At 32.2% G+C, this 26,442-nt stretch carries 18 protein-coding genes; 6 read left to right on the top strand and 12 right to left on the bottom strand.

All coding sequences use genetic code 11. The features are described from left to right. Positions 1–3 precede the first annotated feature (3 nt). The 5 genes from trpC to ABD715_RS10905 all read right to left on the bottom strand — a co-directional run bounded on the left by trpC (position 4) and on the right by ABD715_RS10905 (position 4,770). Positions 4–786 (bottom strand): indole-3-glycerol phosphate synthase TrpC, encoded by a 783-nt coding sequence (gene trpC / locus ABD715_RS10925; RefSeq protein ID WP_344788262.1) that lies wholly within the window; start codon positions 784–786, stop codon positions 4–6. Then, positions 786–1,778 carry an anthranilate phosphoribosyltransferase gene (gene trpD / locus ABD715_RS10920; RefSeq protein WP_344788261.1) on the bottom strand — a complete coding sequence of 331 codons (993 nt, stop codon included), beginning with the start codon at positions 1,776–1,778 and terminating at the stop codon, positions 786–788. The genes trpC and trpD overlap by 1 nt, the downstream gene beginning before the upstream one ends. A gap of 22 nt (positions 1,779–1,800) precedes the next feature. Continuing rightward, positions 1,801–2,364: an anthranilate synthase component II gene (locus tag ABD715_RS10915; protein WP_344788260.1), complete on the bottom strand. Its 564-nt coding sequence runs from the start codon at positions 2,362–2,364 to the stop codon at positions 1,801–1,803. Positions 2,365–2,580: 216 nt separating this feature from the next. Further along, a complete protein-coding gene (locus tag ABD715_RS10910; protein WP_344788258.1) occupies positions 2,581–3,987 on the bottom strand; it encodes an anthranilate synthase component I family protein in 1,407 nt (468 codons plus the stop codon). A gap of 333 nt (positions 3,988–4,320) precedes the next feature. Further along, on the bottom strand, positions 4,321–4,770 hold the full coding sequence (locus ABD715_RS10905; protein ID WP_344788256.1) for a MarR family winged helix-turn-helix transcriptional regulator: 450 nt from the start codon (positions 4,768–4,770) through the stop codon (positions 4,321–4,323). A gap of 121 nt (positions 4,771–4,891) precedes the next feature. On the opposite strand from ABD715_RS10905, the gene ABD715_RS10900 reads away from it, so the two are divergent. The 4 genes from ABD715_RS10900 to ABD715_RS10885 all read left to right on the top strand — a co-directional run bounded on the left by ABD715_RS10900 (position 4,892) and on the right by ABD715_RS10885 (position 6,848). Beyond that, on the top strand, positions 4,892–5,419 hold the full coding sequence (locus ABD715_RS10900) for a TlpA disulfide reductase family protein (protein WP_344788255.1): 528 nt from the start codon (positions 4,892–4,894) through the stop codon (positions 5,417–5,419). 181 nt (positions 5,420–5,600) lie between these two features. Next, positions 5,601–5,918, top strand: coding sequence for a rhodanese-like domain-containing protein (locus ABD715_RS10895; RefSeq protein ID WP_344788254.1), 318 nt, complete (start codon positions 5,601–5,603; stop codon positions 5,916–5,918). An 11-nt stretch (positions 5,919–5,929) separates the two neighbouring features. Then, positions 5,930–6,328 (top strand): rhodanese-like domain-containing protein, encoded by a 399-nt coding sequence (locus ABD715_RS10890; protein WP_344788253.1) that lies wholly within the window; start codon positions 5,930–5,932, stop codon positions 6,326–6,328. Between the two features lie 181 nt (positions 6,329–6,509). Next, positions 6,510–6,848, top strand: coding sequence for a hypothetical protein (locus ABD715_RS10885; RefSeq protein WP_344788252.1), 339 nt, complete (start codon positions 6,510–6,512; stop codon positions 6,846–6,848). Positions 6,849–6,934: 86 nt separating this feature from the next. On the opposite strand, the gene ABD715_RS10880 is transcribed toward ABD715_RS10885, so the two are convergent. Both ABD715_RS10880 and ABD715_RS10875 read right to left on the bottom strand, forming a co-directional pair. After that, entirely contained in the window at positions 6,935–7,732 is a 798-nt protein-coding gene (locus ABD715_RS10880; RefSeq protein ID WP_344788251.1) for a 3-keto-disaccharide hydrolase, read from the bottom strand. Positions 7,733–7,737: 5 nt separating this feature from the next. Next, entirely contained in the window at positions 7,738–10,218 is a 2,481-nt protein-coding gene (locus tag ABD715_RS10875; protein ID WP_344788250.1) for a glycoside hydrolase family 2 TIM barrel-domain containing protein, read from the bottom strand. Positions 10,219–10,430: 212 nt separating this feature from the next. Between ABD715_RS10875 and ABD715_RS10870 the strand changes: the two genes are divergently transcribed. After that, on the top strand, positions 10,431–11,207 hold the full coding sequence (locus ABD715_RS10870) for a carbohydrate-binding family 9-like protein (protein WP_344788249.1): 777 nt from the start codon (positions 10,431–10,433) through the stop codon (positions 11,205–11,207). On the opposite strand, the gene ABD715_RS10865 is transcribed toward ABD715_RS10870, so the two are convergent. From ABD715_RS10865 to ABD715_RS10855, 3 genes are all read right to left on the bottom strand, one after another. Further along, positions 11,204–15,442, bottom strand: coding sequence for a hybrid sensor histidine kinase/response regulator transcription factor (locus tag ABD715_RS10865; protein ID WP_344788248.1), 4,239 nt, complete (start codon positions 15,440–15,442; stop codon positions 11,204–11,206). The genes ABD715_RS10870 and ABD715_RS10865 overlap by 4 nt on opposite strands. Positions 15,443–15,840: 398 nt before the next feature. Further along, positions 15,841–17,598, bottom strand: a complete 1,758-nt coding sequence (locus ABD715_RS10860; protein WP_344788247.1) for a RagB/SusD family nutrient uptake outer membrane protein — start codon at positions 17,596–17,598, stop codon at positions 15,841–15,843. 17 nt (positions 17,599–17,615) lie between these two features. Then, positions 17,616–20,753 (bottom strand): SusC/RagA family TonB-linked outer membrane protein, encoded by a 3,138-nt coding sequence (locus ABD715_RS10855; RefSeq protein ID WP_344788246.1) that lies wholly within the window; start codon positions 20,751–20,753, stop codon positions 17,616–17,618. Between the two features lie 516 nt (positions 20,754–21,269). Here ABD715_RS10855 and ABD715_RS10850 point away from each other — a divergent pair. Further along, positions 21,270–24,602 carry a VCBS repeat-containing protein gene (locus ABD715_RS10850; RefSeq protein ID WP_344788245.1) on the top strand — a complete coding sequence of 1,111 codons (3,333 nt, stop codon included), beginning with the start codon at positions 21,270–21,272 and terminating at the stop codon, positions 24,600–24,602. Between the two features lie 42 nt (positions 24,603–24,644). Here ABD715_RS10850 and dgoD read toward each other — a convergent pair whose 3' ends face one another. Then, positions 24,645–25,802, bottom strand: coding sequence for a galactonate dehydratase (gene dgoD, locus ABD715_RS10845; protein ID WP_344788244.1), 1,158 nt, complete (start codon positions 25,800–25,802; stop codon positions 24,645–24,647). Beyond that, complete coding sequence (locus tag ABD715_RS10840) at positions 25,802–26,434, bottom strand: bifunctional 4-hydroxy-2-oxoglutarate aldolase/2-dehydro-3-deoxy-phosphogluconate aldolase (protein WP_344788243.1); 633 nt, start codon at positions 26,432–26,434, stop codon at positions 25,802–25,804. The genes dgoD and ABD715_RS10840 overlap by 1 nt, the downstream gene beginning before the upstream one ends. Positions 26,435–26,442 lie beyond the last annotated feature (8 nt).

Genomic DNA, 26,442 nt, shown 5'->3' with positions numbered 1-26,442 from the left:
TCATTATTTTAAGTCTTTAATAAATTTTGTTGCGTTTTCTCCTGGGTTATCGGTTTTCATAAAGTTTTCTCCTATTAAAAATCCTTTATAACCATACGGTTGTAATTCTTTAATGGCATTAACATTACTAATACCACTTTCTGATACTTTTACAAAATCGTTAGGAATTAATTCACTTAGTTGCTTGCTTGTTTCTAAGCTAACATCAAAAGTTTTTAAATTTCTGTTATTTACACCTAGCATGTCTAAACTAGGCATAATAGATTTATGTAATTCTTCCTCGTTATGTACCTCTAGAAGCACATCTAAATTTAAACTTTTAGCAAACTCAGAATATTTTTTTATTTCTTCTTTAGATAAAATGGCTGCTATTAATAAAATAACATCGGCTCCATAGGCTTTGGCTTCTAATAACTGGTACTCGTCTATTATAAATTCTTTTCTTAATAGAGGTAGGTTGCAGCTGGCGCGAGCTAAAAGTAAATCGTCTAGAGAGCCACCAAAATATTTGCCATCGGTTAAAACAGACATACCACAAACACCAGCGTTTTCGTATCCGCTAGCCACATCATGCACATTTAATGTGTTATTAATTACAGATTTTGATGGCGAACGCCTTTTGTGTTCTGCTATAATTCCTGTTGTGCTATGGCGTAAATTATTGGCAAGCGACAGGGTGTTTCTATTAAATAAAACAGATTGTTCTAGTTGAGATATTGGAATTAAACTTTTTCTAAGTGCTACTTCCTTTTTTTTATCTAGCGTTATTTTGTCAAGTATATTCATTATTTACTCAATTCTACTAATTTATTTAAAGCTGTTTTTGCTTTTCCAGAGAAAAGCGATTCTTTAGCAATTTCAAAACCTGTTTTATGGTCTATTTGTTTACTCGTTGCGATAGCTAAACCTGCGTTTGCACAAACAACATGGTTTTGTTGCTCTGTGCCTTTACCATTAATAATGTTTACAAATATATTGGCAGCGTCTTTAATGGTTTTGCCTCCAAAAATAGATTCTTGTGTCACTTTTTCGATACCTAAATCTTCGGGCGAAAACAACTTTTCGCTATGGTTAGAAACAATTTTTGCTTTACCGGTTAAAGAGATTTCGTCGTAGCCATCTAGTGCATAAACTATGCTATAATTGTTTTTTGTGTTTTGATGTAAGAAACTATACAATCGTAAAATTTCTAGATTAAAAACACCAAGTAATTGGTTTTTAGGAAACGATGGGTTAACTAAAGGGCCTAGCATGTTAAAAAATGTTTTTACCCCTAATTCTTTTCTAATAGGCGCAACCGCTTTCATTGCTGGGTGAAATAGAGGAGCGTGTAAAATGCATATTCCTGCTTGGTCTAAACAGCGTTTTAAAAAATCTTCGTCATTAGAAAATTTAACACCTAAATGTTCCATAACGTTTGATGATCCAGATGTTGATGATACACCGTAATTGCCATGTTTAGAAACATGTACACCTGCTCCTGCAGTAATAAAAGAGGATAGGGTAGAGATGTTAAACGTATTTTTACCATCGCCACCAGTACCTACTATATCTATAGCATTAAAATTGCTAAGATTAATTGGAATACATAATTCTAAAAGGGCATCTCTAAAACCTCTTAGTTCGTTTAGGGTGATGCTACGCATCATAAAAACGGTTAAAAAAGATGCTATTTGGCTTTGGTTATACATACCATTAGATATGTTTACTAAAACTTGTTTTGCTTCTGTAGTAGAAAGGTGTTCGTGATTTATAAGTCTGTTTAATAAATTTTTCATTTTATTATGTTTTGTTTTTCAACTAACCTTCAATCCAATTTTTTAATATGTCTTTACCTTTTGGTGTTAATACCGATTCTGGGTGATATTGTACACCACGAACGTCGTAAACTTTATGTCTTAAAGACATGATTTGTCCATTTTCGTCAAACGATGTGGCCTCAAGACTATCTGGTAAATTTGCATTTACAACCCAAGAGTGGTAGCGTCCTACTTCAATTTCTTTGCCTAGGTTTTTAAAAAGAATTTCGTCGTCTACAGATATGGTTACAGGTGTTGCTACACCGTGGTAAACATCGTTTAGGTTTTCTAGTGTGCCTCCAAAAACTTCGCCTATAGCTTGTTGCCCTAAGCATACGCCTAATATGCTTTTTGTTGGGGCGTATTTTTCTATTATGGGTTTTAGTAAACCTGCTTCGTCTGGTATGCCTGGACCTGGCGATAATACTATTTTATGAAATGGTTCTACATCTTCTAAAACGAGTTTGTCGTTTCGTACTACGGTTACATCGCAATTTAAATCTTCTAGATAATGTACTAGGTTGTATGTAAAACTGTCGTAATTGTCGATAACTAATACTTTCATATTTTTTATTTTTCTTGCCATGAATACACGCATGTTTTCTGGACTTGTTTTCTTTTATTTTAACTGTCTTAGCTGGCTTATTTTGCCAACTGCACACTTATACTTTAGGACTTTAGGCCTACTTAGGCAGTGCTTGGTACAGGTTTGTTAAATCTCTTTTGAGTTATTGCATATATAACACAAAAACCTATTACCTTTTCGAGTAATGTCCATGTTCTATACATCTTCGGCTAGTTTTATTGCTTTTGTTAATGCGCCGAGTTTATTATATACTTCTTGTAGTTCGCTGTCTGCATTAGATTTTGATACTAAACCAGCTCCTGCTTGCCAGTTTAATTTATAGTCTTTGCTTAAAAAGGTGCGAATCATTATAGCGTGGTTAAAATTGCCATCGAAATCCATAAAACCTATGGCGCCACCGTAAAATGCTCTACTTGTTTTTTCGTAATCTTCTATAAGTTGCATGGCGCGATGTTTTGGTGCTCCACTTAATGTGCCTGCAGGAAAGGTGTCTGCAACCACTTGCATGGTTGAAGTATTTTTATGTTTCAGTCCTGTTACCTTGCTTACTAGGTGTATAACGTGCGAGAAAAATTGAACTTCGCGGTAGGTGTCTACAGTTACTTGGCTACCGTGTCTACTTAAATCGTTACGAGCTAAATCGACAAGCATTACGTGCTCTGCATTTTCTTTGTCGTCTCTTTTTAGTTTCTCTGCCAATATAGCATCTTGTTCTTCGTCTCCAGTACGTTTAAATGTTCCTGCAATAGGATGAATTTCTGCTATACCTTTTTCTACTATAAGTTGTGCTTCTGGCGAACTACCAAAAATTTTAAAGCTTCCGTAGTCAAAATAAAATAGGTAAGGCGATGGGTTTATGCTTCTTAAGGCTCTGTATACATTAAAATCGTCACCTTTAAATTCTTGAGAGAATCTTTTTGAGAGTACGAGTTGAAAAACATCGCCTCGTTGACAATGCTTTTTTGCTAGTTCTACATGTTCTTTAAATTCTTCGTCTTTTAGGTTAGATGTTATTTCTCCGCTGGTTTCGAAACCGTAAGTTGCAAAGTTTTGTACGTTAATAATTTGGTCTACCTCGTCTATATTATTTTCTGCATTATCAAAACAATGTGCAAAAATATAGGCCTCGTTTTTATAGTGGTTTATAGCTATTATGTTTTGATATACAGCGTAATATACGTCTGGTATAACTATAGAGTCTTCTTTTTTGCTTATTTTAACATCCTCAAAATACTTTACAGCATCGTAAGCAGTATAACCAAAAATACCGTTGTTTATAAATTTAAATTCGGTGTCTGAGTTAGTGTTAAATCGTTTTGTGAATTTATGAATTTCTTCGGCTACATTTACCGTATTATCTATGTTTGTAGTTGTAGAGCTGCCGTCTGGAAAGGTCTGAGAAATAACTTCGTTTTCTACCTTTATGGTTGCAATTGGGTTAAAGCATATATACGAGAAGTTTTTATGACTTTTATGGTAATCGCCACTCTCTAACAAAATACTATTTGGGAATTTGTCCCTTATTTTATAATACACACCTACTGGTGTAATAGTATCTGCTAGTATTTTTTTGTAATGAGTGTAAAGGTTAAATGTTTTCATATAAGCTGAATTTATTTCAGTTTTGGTTTTATAATTTTTTTTAATCTGAATTTACATTCAGAAAAAAGAAAAGGCTTGTCGTGAATGACAAGCCTTTTTGAATATTTTTAATTTAAATATACCTATAGGGTTACTTCACGAATCTAGTTTCGAAAGCACCACCACCAAGTATTATTTAAAATTGTGTTCATAATTTATATTTCTTTGCCAAATATAGAAATCAAAATATAATTATACAATAGATTGAAGGTTTTTGTTAAAAAAAAACTACCATATATAAATATGGTAGTCCTTAAAGTAATTATTAGGTGTGAGAGTCTTAGTTTTATGTTATTAACATAATTTACCTAATAATTTAATAAGTTCAATTTTTTCTTGTTTGTTGAGAGAACTCATTATATCTGATTCTTTGCTATCAATCAAATCATCTACACTTCTAAGGAGAATTAATCCTTTTTCTTTAATTAAAATATCTATTTTGCGTTTATTAGCTTTATTTGTGTTTTTTTCGACATAGTTTTTTTTTATGAGCTTGTCTATTAACCTAGTGGTATTACTCATTTTTGTTATCATACGCTCTTGCACTGTTTCTAAACAAGCAGCTTTTCCTTTTTGACCTCTTAATATTCTTAGCACATTAAATTGCTGAAGAGATATGTCGTATGGTTTTAAAGTATCTACTAACTGTTTGTTTATTTGTGCGTTAGTGTATATTATACTTATAACAGCTTTTTTTGATAAAGGAAGATTAGATTTTGTTTTAAGAATCTCTTCTATTTTCATTTTTATAACTGTTGTATATACAAATGTGTAATAAATAATTGAGAATTCCTAAAATTCTCTTAATTTTTTGTTAAATAGCAATTTCTAGGGTTGAATAATATTTAATTTTATAATTATGGGCATGAGAATATTATTGGTTTTTTTTTCTGTTTTGTTAGTTGTTTCATGTAAAAAGAAAAACGATACTAAAGATTTAGAAATAAAAAAGGAGGTTGTTAAAACTGTAAAAAGTAATGTAGATCTAGATATTTATAATTTTGAACGTTTTAAACCTATATTAAACAAGCAAGATAACAAGGTTTATGTTGTTAATTTTTGGGCAACTTGGTGCGCACCTTGTATAAAAGAATTACCGTATTTTGAAATGATAAAAGCCAAGTATACTAATGTAGAGGTTATTTTGGTAAGTTTAGATTTTCCGCACGCTTACGAGTCTAAATTAAAACCTTTTATAGCAAAACATACATTAAAATCTCAAGTTATTGCTTTAGATAATGAAGGTGCTAGTACCTGGATGTCTAAAGTAAATAAAAATTGGTCGGGCTCTATTCCAGCAACTATAATATACAAAAACGAAAATTCTAAATTTTACGAGAAATCCTTTAATTTTATGGAGTTAGAGAAAGAGGTTAAAGCTTTCCTAAATTAAAATAAATACATTGTTAACTAATAATTTGATGTAAGTTATATTAGTTTAACAGACTATTAAAACGTGTAAAATAGTAGGTAATTAAAAAAAAACTATGCTATAACACTTTAGGATTTTTTAAATGCATAAATTTGGTACGATGTATTAAATTAGCATCAAAATAATAATTATTTTTAAAAACATGGAAGATTTAAGTCAAGAAGAGTGGGCTTCGCAATTAGCAGAAGACAAAAATGCTGTTGTTTTAGATGTAAGAACAGATAGTGAAGTGGCAGATGGTATTATACCAAACGCTATACATATAGATATATATAAAGGTCAAGAATTTATAAATGAATTAGAAGATCTCGATAAAGAAAAAAACTATTATGTATATTGTCGTTCGGGCAACAGAAGTGGACAAGCTTGCAATATTATGGAGCAGTTAGGTTTTGAAAATGCCTATAACCTTGAAGGCGGTATGTTAGAATGGACAGGAGACGTCGTAGATAAAGATTAATTATTAATATTATGAAACAGCTGTTATTTATATTTTGTTTAGTATGTAGTATTACTTTTTTTGGTTGTAAAGATTCGGCTTCGCCACTGGTAAAAGTTATTTCTGCTGAAGAAATGCAAACTTTTTTAGAATTAGATAACGTACAACTTGTAGATGTGCGTACTCCTGCAGAATATAAAACAGGATTTATAGCAAAGGCACAGAATATCGACTTTTATTCTCCAACATTTGATAAAGATGTAAGCAAATTAGATAAAAGTAAACCGGTATTGTTATATTGTAAAGCAGGTGGGCGAAGTGCAAAATGCGCTCAAAAATTAATAAGTGCAGGTTTTGTTAAAGTTTATGATTTAGAAGGTGGAATATCTAAATGGAAACATAAAGGCCTGAAAGTAAACATGAAAATTTAATACAGCTTTTGTAATATTGCCTTTGCATTTTATCGTATTATTAGGTTTTTGTCCCTTTTTTTAAGTATTTCGTCTTTTTTATTTCTTTTTTTTGTTGTTTTTCTATAAATTTAAGTAGTTTAAGAGGTTTTTTTTAAGAATTCTCTAATCAAATAGTTTTCCCTAACTTAAAAATAGAATTATGGACAATGGTTACGTTATTATTGGAATTATAGCATTACTATTTCTGTGTATGTATGGTTATGCATACGCATCAGTAGCATTAGAAAACATGAAAGGCCAAAAAGCCAAAAAAAAACTTGTTAAGTTAAGAGAAGAAAGGCGCATTGTAAAATTAAGTAATCAAATAAAAAGAGATGAAAAGTTAACTAAGTTGCTTAGAAGGAGTGAAGAGATAAGGCAAGAATTGAGAGAGCTAGAAATGAAGAAGGCCATGCGTGAGCAAATGAGAATAGAAAAATTAAATATGAAAGTAACTGCCCGTATGACAACTCAAATTAACGAGCAACAAGCAGGATAATTTATTAAAATTAAGTACAAAAAAACCAAACTAAATTTTAGTTTGGTTTTTTTGTGTTTTAAAAAGTTAATATTATAATTGTCTCATTACTTTACTTCCTGGATTTTTACATTTCTGTATGTTAGCTCTGCGCCTTCTGCTTGCAATGCAATAAGTCCTTTATTTAGCACTTTTCCTGCATTATCTTTAAAATCTTTTATTTCGTTAACCAACTTATCGTTTACAAAGAATTTTGCAGACTCTGCCCCACGAACCTCTAAGCGAATTTTGTTCCAAGAACTAGTTTCGTAATTATCATATTTTACATTTTGTAAAAAAGACTGCTCTCCACCAGAATCTAAAATAGTTTCGGTGCTATCCTTTTCTATAACCGTTACTTTAGGGCCTTTAATTACCCATAAATCTCCGGTATCATTCTCTTGTATTTGACACTCTAAACTAGATGGCCAAACTACCTTTTTTCCTTGAATATGAAATAAGATACCCGCGTCTCTTTTTGCATTTAATCTAGGAGCAAATTTTCTTTTGCCCCATTTGTATTCTAATTCTAGATTAAAAGCGCTGTAGGCTTTTTTTGTTGTAATAATACCAAAAGGAGCTTTGTTTCCTTTCCAATCGTATAAAACTTCAATAGAATTCTGTTTAACCTTAAATAATTTGTTGCCTTGAGGGTTGACTTTCTCTGAGGTTGTATAAACTGTACCTAAACCTCCTTTTGGAAAAGGGTTTATCCAATCTTGTGTTTCACTTGGGCTTTCGCAATTGTATTTTCCTTCTGGTTGTGTTATAAATACATTTTTGGGAGCAGGAGTAGAGCTTGTAAAGCTAAAACAAGCTCCTAGAAACACAATTCCAACTCCTAAAATAGCAACAATATGTTTCATAAATACTATTGGGTAATTAGGTTTAAAGTAGCTTCTTTTAAGCCATTAGCTGTAGCTGTTATTTTTATTTCTCCTGCATTTTCGTTAGATTTTATAACCAATAAGCATAAACCATTAAAGGCTTTTCTAGAAGGTTGCTGAAAAAGTTCTAGAGAGCGTTGGTCTCCATTACCAACCGCAGCCAATTCGCCAGCTCCTTCAATTTTAAAATCGATTTGATGATTTGCTAACGGACAAAAGTTTCCGTTTTCATCTTCTATTTTTACTGTTATAAAGCTTAAATCTTTACCATCTGCATTAATAATTTTCCTGTCTGCCGATAAGTTTACTCGAGCAGCCTTTTTAGCAGTTTTAATTTCTTTTTCTGCTACTTTTTTACCGTTAGTATAAGCTACAACTTTTAAGCTTCCTGGTTGGTAAGGTACATCCCAAGATACGCGGTAAGGCGACATAAAAGTACCTTTTTTAAAGCCATGATATTCTGCAGGAATTCCTGTTAAATCTTTTCCTTTTACTTTTTTACCATAAGACTTTCCGTTTACAAAAAGTTCAACCTCTTCTGCATTTGTGTATGAAAACACAGGAATATTTTGGCCTTCTTTTCCAGTCCAGTTCCAGTGAGGTAATACGTGAACCATAGGTTTTTTAGTCCACTGACTTTGGTATAAATAATAACGGTCTTTAGGAAATCCGCACATATCAACCGGTGCAAAGTATGATGATTTTGATGGCCAATCATCATTCCAATAGCCATTGGTAGAATTATCTCTACCTCCGTAAGGTGTAGGTTCTCCTAAATAATCAAAACCAGTCCATATATACTCTCCTAAAGATTCTGGATTAGCTTCCTGTACTTCAAATTCTGCATCCGGAGGGTAAGCCCATGGTGGCCCCACAACAACATCATAACTAGAAACATGTCCTGTTTCTTTATAAAAATCGCCACTAATAGGTAAATTATAAACACCACGACTACTCGTTTGCGAAGAGGTTTCGCTTCCATAGAAAATCATGTTAGGAAATTTTTCTTTAATACCTTTATATTCTAAAGGCCAGTAATTCATTCCAACTAAATCTATTTGGTGTACTAGTTTGTTTTTAAAGGCGCCTTTAAAGTTGTTAAAACCAGCTGTTGTTGGTCTAGTAGGGTCTTCATCATGACAAATATCGTTAAGCAATTTGGCAGTTTTCCATCCATCTTTTTTACCCTGCTCTAAGATTTCGTTACCAATACTCCACATAATAACCGATGGATGGTTGCGATCTCTTTTTATCATATCTCGAATGTCGCGTTCGTGCCATTCATCAAAATAGTTACTATATCCGTTAGGTACCTTAGGCACCTTCCATTCGTCAAAGGCTTCAACTTGCACAACAATTCCTAATCTATCGCATACTTTAATCATTTCAGGAGATGGTGGGTTATGGCTTGTTCTAAGCGAGTTAACTCCCATACTTTTCATAATTTCCATTTGCCTTTCGGTGGCACGGTAATTTACACTAGCTCCCAAAGGACCTAAATCGTGATGCATACAAACACCGTTTAATTGTACGCGTTTACCGTTAAGTATAAAACCATTATTAGCTGTAAACTCTATGGTTCTAAATCCAAACTCAGAGTCAAACTTATCTGTAACTTGTCCATGAGAAATTATAGAACTAGTTACAGAATATAAGTATGGATTATTTAAATCCCATCGATTTGGGTTTACAACATCTAATTTTATGTTTTCAATTTCTGTTTTTCCAGATGCTACAGAAACTTCTTTAGAAGCTTTAGCAACTTCTTTTCCTGCCTTATCAAAAATTACGGTTTCTAATGTTACAGTTTTGTTTTTGGAACCTTTATTTACTATTTTGGTTTCAATATTAACGGTAGATTTTTCATCGTTAACTACAGGAGTTGTAATGTAAGTTCCCCACTGCGGAATGTGAACTGGTGCATTGTATTTTATACGAACATTTCTGTAAATTCCAGCTCCTGTATACCACCTTGCCGATAAATCTTTAGGAGATAATTTTACAGCAATAACATTGTCTTGCCCAAACTTTACAAAAGGTGTTAGGTCTATTTCAAAGCCTACATAACCATAGTGTCTTTTACCTGCAAATTCACCATTAATCCATACTTCTGTATTATTCATGGCTCCATCAAACTCTACAGATATTTGTTTGCCTTGCATGTTTTTAGAGACGTTAAAATGTTTACGGTACCAACCAGTTCCATGCACAGGAAGTCCTCCATTTCTAGCATTGTATTTGTTGTCAAAAGGGCCTTCTATTGCCCAATCGTGTGGTAGGTTTAATGTACGCCAAGAAGCATCGTTAAAAAGACTTGATTCGGCTCCGTTTGCCTCTCCTTTATGGAAAAGCCAATTTTTATTAAACTCTTGGTCTGCAATATTTTTTGTGTTTTCTTGTTGCGAACAAGAGAATACAAAAACCGTTATGAAGCATATAGAAATAACTTTTAATGTTTTTAACATGGTTTTATTTATATAGATGTTTAGTAAGTGTAAAGATGCATTTTATTTTTACTGTTTTTAGATACAAATGTTTTTTATCGTATGACATATGAACGTTTTTTTGAGAGGGTTTAAGTTTAATGTTCTGGTTTTTAAGTGTTTGTTTTCTTTTGTTGATCTGTTTATTGTTTTGTTAATTGATTTCAAGCATAATAATTTATACATTTGAAACTATGAATAAATTTAGCTTTTTAGTATTTAGTATTTTAGTTTTTATTTGTTTTGGATGTGGTCAAGATGAAAAAAAAGAGAATAAATATATAGGTGAATCACCAGTTTTTAAAGTTTCGAAAACAGAAGAAACTATGATTGTAGACGGAAAAATGGATGAAGCTATTTGGAGCAAAACGGAAGTAAAATCTTTTGATAACATATACCAAAATTTAAAGCCTAACGACTACCAAAAAAGCTTTTTTAGAATGCTTTGGGATGATAAAAATCTTTATGTTTTTTTTGAGTTTGAAGATAAATATTTAACCGTTAGAGAAACAAAACGAGATGGTGCCCCTTTTTTTGATGATTGTGCAGAGATTTTTATAATTCCAGTACCAGAGCAATTAAATACTCATTTTGGATTCGAGCTAAATTTAAATAAGGCTTCTAACGATTTTGTTTATTTTAATAAGTATTATAATAATACTAACATTGCTCTAAAAACATTTAATCCAGAATTTGAGGCAGAAGTAACATTTAATGGTACCATAAACGATAACACAGATATAGATAAAGGTTGGACTATGGAAATGAAAATTCCGCTTTCTGTTTTTGGGTTTTTAGGCGAGTTTGTTCCAGTTAAAGCGGGTAATAAATGGACTTTTTTGGGGTTAAGACAAGATCGAAATGATGCTGAAGGCGACCGTAGATCGACATCAACATTATTTCCAATAGCCGATTTTTCTAAAAACGTACATGAGCCCACAGATTTTGGCTTAATGGAGTTTGTAGATTAGTTACTTTTGTGTTTGTTGTTTTTATATTGAGATGGTGGTTGGCCAAAAGCTTTTCTAAAACACTTACTAAAGTATCCGGGGTCGTTAAATCCTACTTTATAGCTAATTTCGGCTATGGTGTATTGGTTTTGATCTAACAGTTGAGTCGCTCTTTTTAAACGAATCATTCTCATAAAATCATTAGGAGGTTGACCCGTTAATTTTTTTAGTTTTCTAAAAAAGGTAGATCTACTTGTATTCATATCGTTTGCTAATTCGTCTAGCCAATACGATTCGTTACCCATATTTGCTTCCATAAATTCCATTATTTTTTCTAAAAACTCCCGATCTATAGAATTAAAAGCAACTTTTGATGGTGTTAGTTTTTCTTCTGTTTTAAGTTGTTTAATAATATTTTCTCTAGACTCTATTAGTTTGTCTACTCTAACACTAAGTAGTTGCATGTTAAATGGTTTGGGTATATAGGCTTCTGCGCCAGACTCTAGACCTTTAATTCTATGTTCTACAGCATTTAAAGCTGTAAGTAAAATAATAGGAATATGGCTCGTTCTAATATTGTTTTTTATTTGCTGACAAAATTCTATACCATCCATTTCTGGCATTAATACATCGCTAATAATAAGCTCTGGTATATTTTTTAAAGCTAAGTTTAATGCAGCTTTTCCATTTTCGGCTTCTAATACATTATATTTTTTTTCGATATTACTTTTAACGAGCTCTCTAATATCTTTGTTGTCGTCTACAATTAGAACTGTTTTTTTGTTATTGGTAGGTGTATTTATATTGTGGTCTTCATTTAATATTGAGTCTTCTTTTTCAAGTTGATCTTCGGATATAATTATTGGAGTTTTATTTTCGTTTATTTCTTCGGGTAATAAATGAGATTTTCCTACGGGTAATTTTATAACAAAAATACTTCCTTTTCCTTTTGTAGATGTAACTTCTATGGTACCATAGTGTAAGTCTACTAAATCTTTTGTTATAGCTAAGCCAATTCCAGACCCCGACGAAGCGGTTTTGTTTTGCTGATTTACTTGGTAAAATCTTTGAAATACATAAGGAAGTTGTTCTGGCGATATACCAGGGCCATTATCTTCTATTTCTATTTTAATATATTTGTGTTTTTTGGTACCGTTTTCTGTGGTTATAAAACTATTTTCAAAAGATTTATTAATCTTTACAACGACTCGTCCTTGAGAATCAGAAAATTTTATTGCATTAAATATTAAATTGTTTAATATTTTTTCGAGTTTATCCCAATCAAACCAGACATCAAAATTGTATAGTTGACTTTCAAAAGTAAGTTCAATGTTTTTTGATTTGGCCAAAGCGCTAAAAGAAAATGTAATTTCTCTAACAAAATTTATAATGTTAGATTTTGACGCAGCTAATTTTGTTTCTCCAACTTCAATCTTTCTAAACTCCATTAGTTGATTTACGAGTCGTAAAAGGTAGTTTGCATTTCTCTTTATTGTATTTAATTGGGTTGTAGCTTTTGGGTTATTTTTTAAAGCATTTAAAGCTTCTTCTATAGGTGTTAAAATTAAAGTTATAGGAGTTTTAAACTCATGAGATATGTTTGTAAAAAATTGAAGTTTTAATTTATTAACCTCTGCTATTTCTTTTTGAACTTTAAGAGCTAATCTTTCTTTTTCTTTTAAACGAAAATAAAGTGTAATGGCGTAGTTTAAACCTAGAAGGCATATACCGTAAAAGGTAAAAGCCCACCAGGTTAACCAAAAAGGAGGTCGTATTTTAAATTTTACTTCAGCGGGGGTTTCATTCCAAATACCATCGTTATTTGCTGCTTTTACTAGAAATTTATAATCGCCAGGAGATAGATTTGTATAATAAGCAAAGGGTAATTTTTTGGAGTTTTGCCAATTCTTATCAAACCCAACTAGTTTGTATTTAAATTTGTTTTTTTCTGGAGCAGCAAAATGAAGAGCAGCAAACTCAAAAGTTAAGGTGTTTTCGTTATGATTTAAGGATAAGGTTTTTTTTAAATTTGATATACTTTTTTCTAGTATTGTTCTGCCATTATATTTTTCGCCAGCATTAATTCTTTCATTTTTAATTTTTAAGCCTGTTAATTTTACTTTTGGCGGTGTTGTGTTTTCTTTTAAATTATCGGGATTAAAAATATTTAAACCTCTTAATCCTCCAAAAAATAAATAGCCATCATCATTTTTAAAATGTGCATTTATTCTAAAATTATTACTTTGAAGTCCATCTCCTCTGTTTAAATTTTGAAAGTTTTCTGTTTTAGGATTGAATTGAGATATACCATTATCGGTACTTATCCATAAATTATTTTTCTTATCGCTTAAAATACCATAAATGGCATTGTTTGCTAATCCGTCTTTTTCTGTGTAGTTTTTAAAAATAGGATCGCTATTATCAGTTTCAGAAAATATCATTTTATTTAAGCCACCTCCAAATGTACCAATCCAAAGATTTCCTTCTTTATCTTCATGAATAGAAAATATAGAGTTATTGCTTATACTATTAGGGTTGTTTTCTTCATGTTGGTACGATATAAACTGGTCTTTTCTTCCTTTTTTAGCTGGTATAAATAAATTTAACCCTCCTCTTAAGGTGCCTATCCATATATTACCTTTGCTATCTTCGAAAATGCAACTAATTTCTTTACCACTTATACTATATTTTGTATTGTTTTTTGGTAGATAGTATTTAGCGTTAGAGAAATCGAATTTGCCATTCTTTTTTTTCTTTTTCCACTTTACTAATCCTTTAAGAAAAGAACCAAACCATAAATTCCCATTTCTATCTTTTAATGAGGCAGACACTTCTAAAATATTTAAATCGGTTTTATTAATGGTTACTTTTTGTGTACTAGAGTCTGTTTTCATAAAGGCAATTCCATCACTTGTGCCTAACCAAAACTCATTATCATTATCTTTTAAAATAGACCAAACAGGTTGTTTAATTAATGGGGTAGAATGTGTTAAACCTTCATCAGTAAAAAAATGTTCGTAAGAGATGTCGTTTTTATTATATTGATTGTTTTTAAATGTTAACCTATTTAATCCATTTTGGGTGCCTATCCAATATGAGTTTGAGCTAGCTTTTGTTATAGCATTAATAGATGGGTTGCTTAAAGATTGTTTGGTAAATTGACTTTGGTTTAAATAAAGAATGTCTTTGTGTTCTAAATCACATTTATTAAGGCCTCCTTCTTCGGTGCCAACCCAAAGCACATTGGTGTTGTCTATAAGAATACTTTCTACATTTGTGCTACTTATACTAGCAGAGTTTTCTATATCTGGGACGTAACTAGTATATTCTCCGTTTTTTGTATTAAATAAATATAAGCCATACCCATGAATGCCTAACCATAAATAGTCATTTGAGCCTTCGAACATTGTTATTATGCCTCCATACTCATCTCTGTCTGGTTTTTTTATGTTAAAAGAATATTTTTTAAAATTATTTTGGGTTTCTTTATTAAAGTTTTCTGGCGAATTAATTTCTATTAAACTTAGTCCAACTAAGCTTGCCCAAAGTGTCCCTTTTTTATCTAAAAATACAAGCTTTATACTCTCGTTAATAGTATCAAAATGAATAAAGCTATCTTGATTAGTTTGAGCACTCATTTTATTTAACCCTCTTACTGTTCCAACCCACAAATTACCACCTCTATCTTTAACAATAGAGTGTATTTTATCGCTATCTATACTCGATTTTTTATTTGGTTTATGTTCGTAGTGAATAGGGTTTTCTCCTAGTAAATCTGATTTTTTAAAAAAGTACAATCCAGAATAAAGTGTGCCCACCCAAAGGTCTCCATTTGTATCTGGATAAATAGCTGATATACGTTTGTTTTTTAGAATTTTAGGATAGGTTTCAAAGGTTTCTGTTTCTATGTTATATCTGCTTAGCCCTTGGCTTGTACCTATTAAAATGTTACCGTTTATGTCTAGTTCTAATTCGAAAACGGAGTTGCTAACTAAACTGTTAGGGGTGTTTGCTTCGTGTCTAAAAACTGTAAAATTTAGTCCATCATATTTATATAAACCATTAGGAGTTCCTACCCAAATAAAACCATCCTTGTCTTGAATAACCTTCATTACAGAATTTTGAGTAAAACCTTTTTCGTCTATATAATGATCAAATATTAAGTTTTGTTTTTGACTATAAAGTGTATTAGGAATTAGAATTAGACTAATTAGTAAGCATAGTTTGTGTAAAAAATGGGTGAAGGTTTTTATCATGCTGCTCTAATTATAAATAAATGTAAGTTAGTTTAATTTAAAAAGAATAAACGACTCTAAGTTAACTAAGAGTCGTTTATTAAACAACTAAACTAATTCTATTTGAATGGTTACATGTGTTTAATTTATTTGAGAGATGCATTTTAAGATATGATTTTGTTCTAGCAATATATCATTATAAAATTAAAAACAGTTGTTAAATTAAAACGCTGTAGTATTCAAAAATACAACTCAAAATAACAAAATATAGTTTGTTTTTTATTGTAATATGAGATCATAGGCTGGTATTATGTGTTCAATTAAAGTAGGTTGTCTTAAATAGAGTAAAAAAGGCAGCAATTTTTATATTGCTACCTTTTAAGAGTGACTATTAAAAATAATGTTTTATTGGTGTTATTTTAATTGTAAGCTGGGTCTTGAGTTAACACATCTGGACGTAAATCTATTTGTGTTAAAGGTACAGGCCAGTGGTCGTCTTTTCCTGGAGAGTAAGACGCGCCTTGTATCCATTTTAATTTTTCGCCTTCTAACTCAGATTCCAAGTATTTATTAATAACTTGACCATCTATACCCCAACGTACTAAATCTTGAAAGCGCATACCTTCTAAAGCAAACTCTAAACGCGTTTCGTGACGAATGGCTTTTCTGGCGTGTTCTTTATCTGAAAAAGCAGTGTATAGGCCTAGTTTATAGTTTGCTGCAGGAGCATTTTCGTCTATTATTATAGGGTCTGAAGCACCAAAAGATGTATTGCTTATTTTTCCCATAACGATATCATCTTGGGCTCTTTCTCTTATTCTATTAACTAAGTTTTTTGCTGTTTCTAGGTCGTTTTCTTCAGCAGCAACTTCTGCTCTCCATAAAATAACATGGCTTAATCTAAATAATCTCCAGTTGTTGCCATTCATGCCTGCAGACCATGTTGGAGAGGCAATAGATATGGTTTGAAAGTTTCTTTTGTAAAACATATTCTTTTTGTTAAGAAATGGTCCCATTCCTGCTTGATCTAGCATCCAGTCTCCACCGCTCATTGGTCCCCAGTCTAAAAATGGAATACCACGTCTTGCAATGGTCCAATCTACTCTAGGGTCTAATAATTCATCAGTAGGAGTAAAGTTGTCAGTATCTAATAATCCGTAATCTTCAAGTAATAAATCATCCTGAAAAGTGTCTAGTAGAGGTAGTCCATCTGCGTCTACTTTAAAGGCATTAAAAAGATCGAAACTAGGTGCGCTGTATGCACAGCATAAACCTACATCTGCTCCTCTAGGAAAAAGTGTTCTGTGGTCTGCACCCGAGTTCCATCCACCCGGAGTTCCATCGTTTACAGTGTATTGAACTTCAAAAATACTTTCAATATTGTTTTGTTTTTCTTCATCATGATTGTCATAAAAATGATCAGCTAATTGAAAAGGACCTTTATCTATAATGTCGTTTAATAAAGGTTTTGCTAAATCAAATTCGTTTTGAAACATGTGTACTCTAGCTTTTAATGCTTTTGCAGCCCAACGTGATGCACGACCAACCTCTGTTGGAGCTTCGTCCATTTTATTATCTATGCCCCATTGTAAATCTGCCTCAATATCATCCCAAATTTCTCTATCGTTAGGCACCTCGCTACCAATTACATCTTCTGTTACATAAGGCACTTTTTCTATTTTGGTTCTTAATTGAAAATGGAACCATGCACGTAACCACCTAGCTTCTGCTTCAATTTGATTAGCTTTTTCTATAGGAATAGCATCTCCAGCATTTCTTATTACTCTTAAAACATCGTTGGCTCTAGCTACACCATCAAAATTTGCAGCCCATAAGCCTTCTACCCATGGGTTGGTAGAGTCTACCTCGTATCTTTCTATTAAGTTAATAGCACTCCAACCTCCTGTTTGGTCTCCACGATGCATATCGTCTGAAGGAACATCTCCCCAAACCCAATTTGTAGCAGATGCTTCTCCTGCTCCGCCTGGGCCACCTTGAGATACTCCATCTATTAAAGAATATGCGCCTATTAAGAGTAGATTAGCACCAGCTTCATCAGATAGTGTGTCAATTGTAACAACGCCCTTAGGGAACTCTTCTAAAAACTCTTCTTTACAAGAGTATAATGCTATTAAAGTTATGGTTAATAGACTTATTTTGTAATATAATCTTTTCATTTTATATGTTTTTTATTTTAGATACCAATGTTTACACCAAATATAAATTGCTTTGGTTGTGGCCAAGTACCTTGGTCGAATCCTCGGTCAATTTCATTTTCTGGAGATACTTCTACGTCTAACCCAGAGTAATCATCAAATAACGTAATAAGATTTGTTCCCATTACGTAAATACGCATGCTTGATAACCCAAATTTATTTAAGACATCGTCTGGTAAGTTATATCCTAATTGGATAGATTTCATTCTTAAAAACGATCCGTCTTCAATATGTTCAGAGTTGGTGTTTTGTTCAAAACTTGTTGCTCCAGAAGCTTTAGGTAATACAGCATCTTCATTATTTTCTAAATATGGGCTTCCCCATGATTTAAATAATCGATCTGCAGCTTTAGGCCCTTGAAATAAACCCCAACGTGTAAAACGGTCGTGGTAGTTAATAATGTCGTTTCCAACGCTTGCGTACCAAATAGAAGTAAGATCGAAATTTTTATATTCGAATCCTAGGTTTAACCCAACTGTAAAATCTGGATGCGGGTTGCCTATCCATGTACGATCATCTGCAGTTATTATACCGTCTGGTACACCATCTGGCCCACTAATATCTCTTACTTTTAAATTTCCTGGCTCGTTATAGGTACCATTAGTAGGGTGTGCATCTGCCTCTGCTTGAGTTTGAAAAATGCCATCTATTATATACCCGTAAAATTCAGGGAAAGAGCGTCCGCTTATAGCTCTAGTGTATGTTTGCCCTCTTTCGCTACGCCCAATTAGTGCATCTCCGTCAGAACTAGATAATTTGGTTACTTCGTTTGTATAAGTGGACACGTTTAAACCAATATTATAACTAAAATCGTTATTGGCATTTCCTCTATAATTTAATTCTATGTCTACACCATTATTGTCCATATTACCAACATTAACAAAAGGTGCTGTACCTTGACCATTTACTGCTGGTATTGCAGATCTAAACAACATGTCTTTAGTAGTTTTGTTCCAAACATCGACGCTTAAATCTAAATTTCTAAAAAGAGTTGCGTCTATACCTATGTTTAAAGACTCTGTAGTTTCCCATTTTGCATTTGGGTTACCTACAGCTGTAGATTGGTAACCTTGTGTTATGGTGTTGTCGTTTCCAGAAATACCATAATAAGAATTTCCTAAACCAGAACCAAAGGTAGAAAACCCGTTGTAATTACCAATTTGATCGTTACCAGATTGTCCCCAACCAGCTCTAAACTTTAATTGGTTTAACCAATCGCTAGAACCTTCCATAAAGTTTTCTTTTGTAACAACCCAACCTAAAGAGGCTGCAGGGAAATAGCCATAACGATTGTTTGCTCCAAATCGAGACGAACCGTCACGACGAATAGTTCCTTCTACAATATATTTGTCGTCAAAAGAATAGAATACACGAGAAAATAGAGAGAATAATTTCCATGTTGCAGCATCCGATCCGTTAGATATATTATTTGGACCTCCAGAGCTTAAATAATAAAAATCGTCGTTAGTAGATAAGAAATCTTCTCGTCCTGCGGTTACAGTATCAAAATTAAATTCTGTAGATTCCATTCCTACTAATACATCAAAATTATGTACATCCGAAAATATTTTAGAATAGTTAACAGTGTTTGTAAAGTTCCATGTTATATTATTCGATCTTGTTTCTGTTAAGGTATTTAAAGAAGAACCGTTAGTGTTTTCAGGATCTCCAAAACGTGGGTCGTGATTGCTAAACCAGTTCATGTTATAACCAAATAACGATTTTACTTTTAAGTTTTTAGCAGGAGCTATTTCTACATGAAAGTTTCCTACTAAGTTTAAGGTTTTTCGTAAATCTTTTCTATTTCTATATATTGCAGCAACAGGATTGGGACCATCGTTTAAATTACCACCTACAATACCTCCAGCCCAATTACCAGCAACATCTCTTAAAGGAATTAACGGGCTCGTTTCTACATATCTATTAAAGCCAGGTAGATTACCTTTACTTTCTGTAAGAGTTGCACCTAAACGTTGGCCAACAGATAACCAATCTGTTATTTCAGAATCTACATTAGATCTAAAAGCGTATCTGTTAAAAGAGTTGTATTTAAAAACACCTTCTTCGTCGAAAAAACTAGCATTAAAAGAATAGGTTGTTTTTTCTGAACCTCCACTTACCGCTAAACTAAAGTCTTGTAAAAATGCAGATCTAAGACTTTCGTCCATCCAATTTGTTCCATTTTTGTTAGTTAAAGTAATAGGGTAAGTTTCTTGATTGTATAAAGAAGGATCTGTTGCAGGATCTCCAAAAGAGGCTCCATTAGGGAAAAGGTAGTCGTTTACCTGTGTTGCCATAATATCATTTGGGTCGAACTGAAAATGCGCATGAGAAGGCGATATACCATCATTTGTTTGTTCTAACCATAGCATTTGCCCAATTAAATTAGGGTCTGTAATTAAATCGTAATTGGCATTACTTTTTCCAATACCAGTTCTTACGTTAAACTGAAATTTAGGAGCTTGGTTTTTACGTCCAGATTTGGTAGTAATAAGAATAACACCACTAGCACCTCTAGCTCCATATATAGCAGTAGAAGAGGCATCTTTTAATACTTGCATAGATTCAATTTGATCTGGAGGCGGAACCGAGCCACCAGTAACACCATCTACAATAAATAAAGGTGAGTTTCCGTTAATACTTCCAAGACCACGAATTCTAATTTGAGCCTGTTGGCCTGGTCTTGCAGACGATACCACTGTAACGCCAGATGCACTTCCTTGCAATGCTCTTGTAGCATCAGCAGATGGTTGTTGTTCTAAAAAATCTTTGTCTACTGTACTAACAGCACTTACAACATCCGATTTTTTTCTAGAGCCATAACCAATTAAAATAACTTCGTCTAAAGACTCAGTATCTTCTGCTAACGTAATATTAATAGTAGATGAGCCTCCTACCTTAATTTCGGTAGTTTTAAAACCAGTGTAAGAAATAACTAAGGTTTCACCAGCACTAGCAGAGATACTGTAGTTACCGTCAAAATCTGATATGGCACCTCTAGTAGTACCTTTTACTATAACATTAGCTCCAATAAGAGGTTGGCTAGCTGCGTCTGTTATGGTTCCGCTTACTTTAATAGATTGAGCATAAACCGCAACGTTGAAACATAGTAACATTAGCAATATGCTAAGGCACTTTATTTCCAATTTAAATCTGTTTCCCAGATAATTAATAAAATAAAATTTCCTCATAGTTTAGTTGAATTTAGGAATTAGTTAATTTGTATAGTAAGCTTCAAGAATGAATTAAAACGAGTGTTCAAGATGTAGAATTGAGAAATAATCAATTATTTCTTTCTTGAATATGTTTTGTTTAAAAAATCAGCTTATATTTTGTGAATTACAAACTTACTTTATATGTTAAATCAAGAATTGGAAAATAAAGTCAATCATTTGTACAATATGTCCAAGCAGTCATATTTGCTGTTCTTGTTGCTGTTTTTAAGTATAAAATGTTAACTTTAGTTAAGCTATTTTGTAAGTACTTGTGGTTGGTGCTTGTAAAGTAAATGTCAAGTTTTAAAGTATGTTTATTTGTTACTTAAAATATATTTTTGAAAGACAATTATGATGCTATTTTGTTTTATAGTAAGAATTTAATACCCCTCACTTTTTCAACAAAAAAAATAAAGAATGATTTTAATAAAAAAGATGCTATTTGTAAGTTGTTTGTTGGTTTTAGTTTCTTGTAAAACAGATAAACGCCCTGCGGTTAAAGAAAAAAGCAACCATTTTGTTTTGTTAACGCAAGAATATACAGGCATTAACTTTAAAAATAGTTTAGTAGAAACAGCTGAAGAAAATCATTTAATAAACGAAAATTTTATTACCGGAGCAGGTGTAGCTATAGGAGATATAAATAATGATGGATTGCCAGATATCTATTTTTCGGGAAACCAAGTAAACGATAAACTGTATTTAAACAATGGCAATTTAACATTTACAGATATATCTAAAAAAGCAGGAATAGAAGCCGATAAAACATGGTCTTCTGGAGTAACTTTTGCAGATGTGAATTTAGATGGTTACCTAGATATTTATGTGTGTAAAAACATATACTCTAAAAATAAGTCTAGCGAAAACCTTCTTTTTATTAATAATGGCGATTTAACATTTACAGAAAGTGGCTCTAAATACAGAGTAAATGATAGAGGGTATTCTATTCAAGCTAACTTTTTTGATTATAATAAAGATGGATTTATAGATATGTATCTTATAAATCAGCCTCCTAGTTATGGAAATAGAAAAGGATACAAAATGAAGGAAGGAAAGATAAATCCTTTTTTTAGTGATAAACTTTTTAAAAATTTAGGAGGTAATAAAGGCTTTGTAGATGTTTCAAAACAACAAGGGATACAAAATGCAGCACATGGCTTATCTGCTTCTGTAGGCGATATTAATAACGATAATTGGTTAGATGTTTATGTAACTAACGATTATAATAAACCAGATTACCTCTATGTTAATAAAGAAGGAGCGTTTAAAAATAAGATACTAGAAGCGTTTAAACATATATCTAATTTTAGTATGGGAAGCGATATTGCAGATTATGATAACGATGGGTTTTTAGATATTATGGTTGTAGATATGGTTGCCGAAGACCATAAACGTATAAAAACAAATATGGGAGGGATGAATGTTACAACCTTTAATAGAATTGTAGAAAATGGATGGCATCATCAATACATGTTTAATACTTTGCAAAAAAATAATGGAAACGGAACATTTAGTGATTTGGCTCAATTAGCAGGTGTGTCTAATACAGATTGGAGTTGGGGTCCATTAATAGCCGATTTTGATAACGATGGGTTAAAAGACATATTTGTTACCAATGGTATAAAGCGAAACATGCGCTACACAGATGTTAATAATAAATATGAAAAAATATTAGATAGTATAGAGCTTGAAGCTAAGAAGCAAAATAAACGATTTCAGGATGTTTTAGATATTTTATCTCTAGTTAAGATGGCTCCAGAAGATAAATTGAAAAATTATATATTTAAAAACAACGGAAATTTAACCTTCGAAAATAAAATTGAAGATTGGGGGTTTTCTTTGCCAACGTTATCTAGCGGAGCAGCTTATGCAGACCTAGATTTAGACGGAGATTTAGATTTGGTTATTAATAATATTAACCAACGGGCTTTTGTGTATAGAAACACAACAATTGAAAAAAACAAGGGGAATTTTATACGGTTTAATTTTTCTAAAAATAAAGACGCTGTTTTTTATGGATCGCGAGTAAAGTTATATAAAGATAACAAGCTTTGGCAAATAATAGAAATGACAAACAATAGAGGGTATATGTCTAAAAGTGAGGATGTAGCACATTTTGGAGTAGGAGACTTAAATACTATTGATAAAGTTGAAATAGTATGGGCAGATTCGACTATTGAAACTATTAACAATGTAAAAGCAAATCAAGAAATAGAGATAGTTAAATTAAATGGAGTAAAACCTCTGGTTAAAGAAGACGTTTTTAAAGAGTTGCTATTTAAAGATATTACAAACGCATTAAAATTAAATTATATACATAAAGAGAATGTCTATAATGATTATAAAGATGAGGTTTTATTGCCTCATAAAATGTCTCAGTTTGGTCCATATATAGCTGTTGGTGATGTTAACAATGATGGCTTAGATGATTTTTACATTGGAGGATCTGCAGGTGTATCAGGATCATTATTTATACAAAAAAATGACCATGCCTTTTCTGAGGTAAAAAATGGAGCTTGGGTACAAGATATTGAAAGTGAAGATATGGGAGCTACTTTTTTAGATGTAGATGGAGATAATGATTTAGATTTGTTTGTTGTAAGTGGTGGTAATGAGTTTGGAGAAAAAAGTAATAAATTACAAGATAGGTTGTACATAAATAATGGTGAAGGAGAATTTTTTAAAGATAAAAAAAGATTACCTAATTACTTAATAAGTGGCTCTGTTGTAGAGAAAGCGGATTTTGATAACGATGGCGATTTAGATTTGTTTATTGGAGGACGATTAACACCTAAAAAATACCCTGACCCTACTAGTAGTAAGATTTTAGAAAATAAAAAGGGATACTTTGTAGATGTTACAAAAAAGGTGGCTAAAGGGTTGAATGATTTAGGTTTAGTAACATCTGCCAATTGGGTAGATATAAATAAAGATAATCGATTAGATTTAGTAATAGTAGGCGAGTGGATGCCAATCTCTGTTTTTATTCAAAATAAGAACGGTAAGTTTTCTAAACAAAAAATGGATGGATTAAATAACACAGAAGGTTGGTATTACAGCATTAAGTCTGCCGATTTTGATCTTGATGGCGACATGGATTTGGTTGTTGGTAATTTAGGTTTAAATTATAAATATAAAGCATCAAAAGAAAGTCCGTTTCAAGTACATAGTTTCGATTTTGATAAAAATGGAGTTAAAGATATTGTCTTAAGTTATTACGAACATGGCCAGGTGTACCCTGTTCGAGGTCGATCTTGCTCGCTAGAGCAAATGCCTTCTTTGGGTAAAAAATTTCCAACTTTTGAGTCTTTTGGAGATTCTAACTTAAATACTATTTATGGTAAAGACTTAGATAAAGCTTTAAATTTAAAAGCCTATACATTTGCATCTGTCTATATAGAAAATATTGATGGACAAAGTTTTAAGCAGCATAAGCTGCCTCAGCTGTCTCAAGTCTCAAGTATTAATAATATTCTTATTGATGATTTTGATGCAGATGAGAATTTAGATATTTTAGTTTCTGGGAATTTGTATAGTTCAGAAATAGAAACACCCAGAAATGATGCAAGTATTGGTTTGTTTTTAAAGGGAGATGGTAAAAATAATTTTAAAGCAGTGCCCGTAAATAAAAGCGGTTTTTATGTTCCGTTTGATTCTAAATCAATGGAGAAAATACAAGTAGGTAATAGCCATGCGGTAATAGTAGGTAATAACAGTGCTAAGCTTCAAATTATTAAAAGGAATAGATAGGAACAGAAAGGCATAAAGACAAAATTAAAAATTTAGTGTATTTTACCATTCGTTAAAATTACCATCTTCGCCACGCCAAATAGGATTACTCCAATTATGACCAATTTTAACACCTTCTTTTAATTTTTCTTCGTCTATTTCAACACCTAATCCAGGCTTTTTAAATAAATCGATGTAGCCATTTTTTACATTAAATACTTCAGGATTTAAAACATAATCTAATATGTCAAACCCTTTGTTGTAGTGTATGCCCAAACTACTTTCTTGAATAATAGCATTAGACGATACAAAATCTACGTGTAAAGCAGATGCTAAAGATATAGGACCTAAAGGGCAATGTGGAGCCAAAGATATATCGTAAGCTTCAGCCATAGAAGCAATGCGTCTTACCTCGGATATACCTCCTGCATGACTTAAATCGGGTTGAATTATATCTACGACACCTTCATTCAAAAGTTGTTTAAAATCCCAGCGTGAAAACATACGCTCGCCTGTGGCAATAGGTATGTTAGTATATGGGTAAATATGTTTTAATGCGTCGTTATTTTCGCTTAGTACGGGTTCTTCAATAAACATAGGCTCGTAAGGTGTTAGTTCATCAATTAACTTTTTTACCATGCCTTTGTGTACACGACCATGAAAATCTAACCCTATATCTAATTGGTCTCCAAATTCTTCGCGAAGCAGTTTTATGTTATGCGACACTTTTTTAATGTCTTTTAAAGACGAAATCCAATCCATACTGCCAGTAGCATTCATTTTTACAGCAGTATAGCCCGCTTTTACTTTTTCGTGAGCTTGTTCTAAAACCACTTCAGGGTTGTCTCCACCAATCCAGCAATACATTTTCATTTTATGTCGCACTGCACCACCTAATAATTCATAAACAGGAACACCAAGTTGTTTGCCTTTAATGTCCCATAAAGCTTGGTCTATTCCAGAAATAGCGCTCATTAAAATAGGTCCACCTCTATAAAAACCACCTCGATATAAAACCTGCCAAATATCCTCTATGTTTTTTGCAGATTTCCCTATTAAGTATTGTTTAAGTTCGTTAATACATGCAGCAACAGTATCTGCTTTACCTTCTACAACAGGTTCTCCCCAGCCAACAATACCTTCATTTGTTGTTATTTTTACAAATAGCCATCTTGGTGGGACTTTAAATAAATCTATTTTAATAATTTTTAAATCGGTCATCACAGGTTTTTTATCTCGTTTATAAAATTACGAGCATTATTTTCTATTTCAAGAAAATCTTCATCAGTTTTTAAATCATCTTTTATAACACTTGCTATACCGATACCATAAGCACCGCTCTCAAACCACTTTTTTACTGTATTTAACTCAATACCACCAACAGCTAAAAGTTTTATTTTGTCAAGCGGTGCTTTAATAGACTTAAAATAGGGTATACCCATTATATCTGCAGGAAATAGTTTTACAAAATCTGCTCCAGCCTCGGCAGCAATACATACTTCTGTAGGTGTTAAAGCACCCATTAAAATGGGAATGTTATTTTGATGTGCTATACTTATTAATGCAGGATTGGTATTTGGTGTTACTAAAAACTGTGCGCCTTTATTTATAGCTTCTAATGCGATTTTTTCGTTAATAACTGTGCCTGCACCAATTAAAATGTTGGGATACAGCGCTCTTGCTTTTTTTATTTCGTTTGCGTAGTTTGGAGTGTTAGATGTTATTTCTAATACTTTTACGCCTGCATTCGATAGACTTTCTATAACACGAGGTATTTGTTTGTGAGTTTTTAAACGCGTAACAAACACTAGTTTTTCATTATCAATAATTTTTACAATTTCTGTTTTATTCATTGTAATTA

The sequence above is a fragment of the Postechiella marina genome, assembly GCF_039538365.1.
GTDB classification, from domain to species: Bacteria; Bacteroidota; Bacteroidia; order Flavobacteriales; family Flavobacteriaceae; genus Postechiella; species Postechiella marina.
The sequence above is the reverse complement of the archived record's forward strand: the minus strand, read 5'-3'. Positions and strand labels throughout refer to the sequence as shown.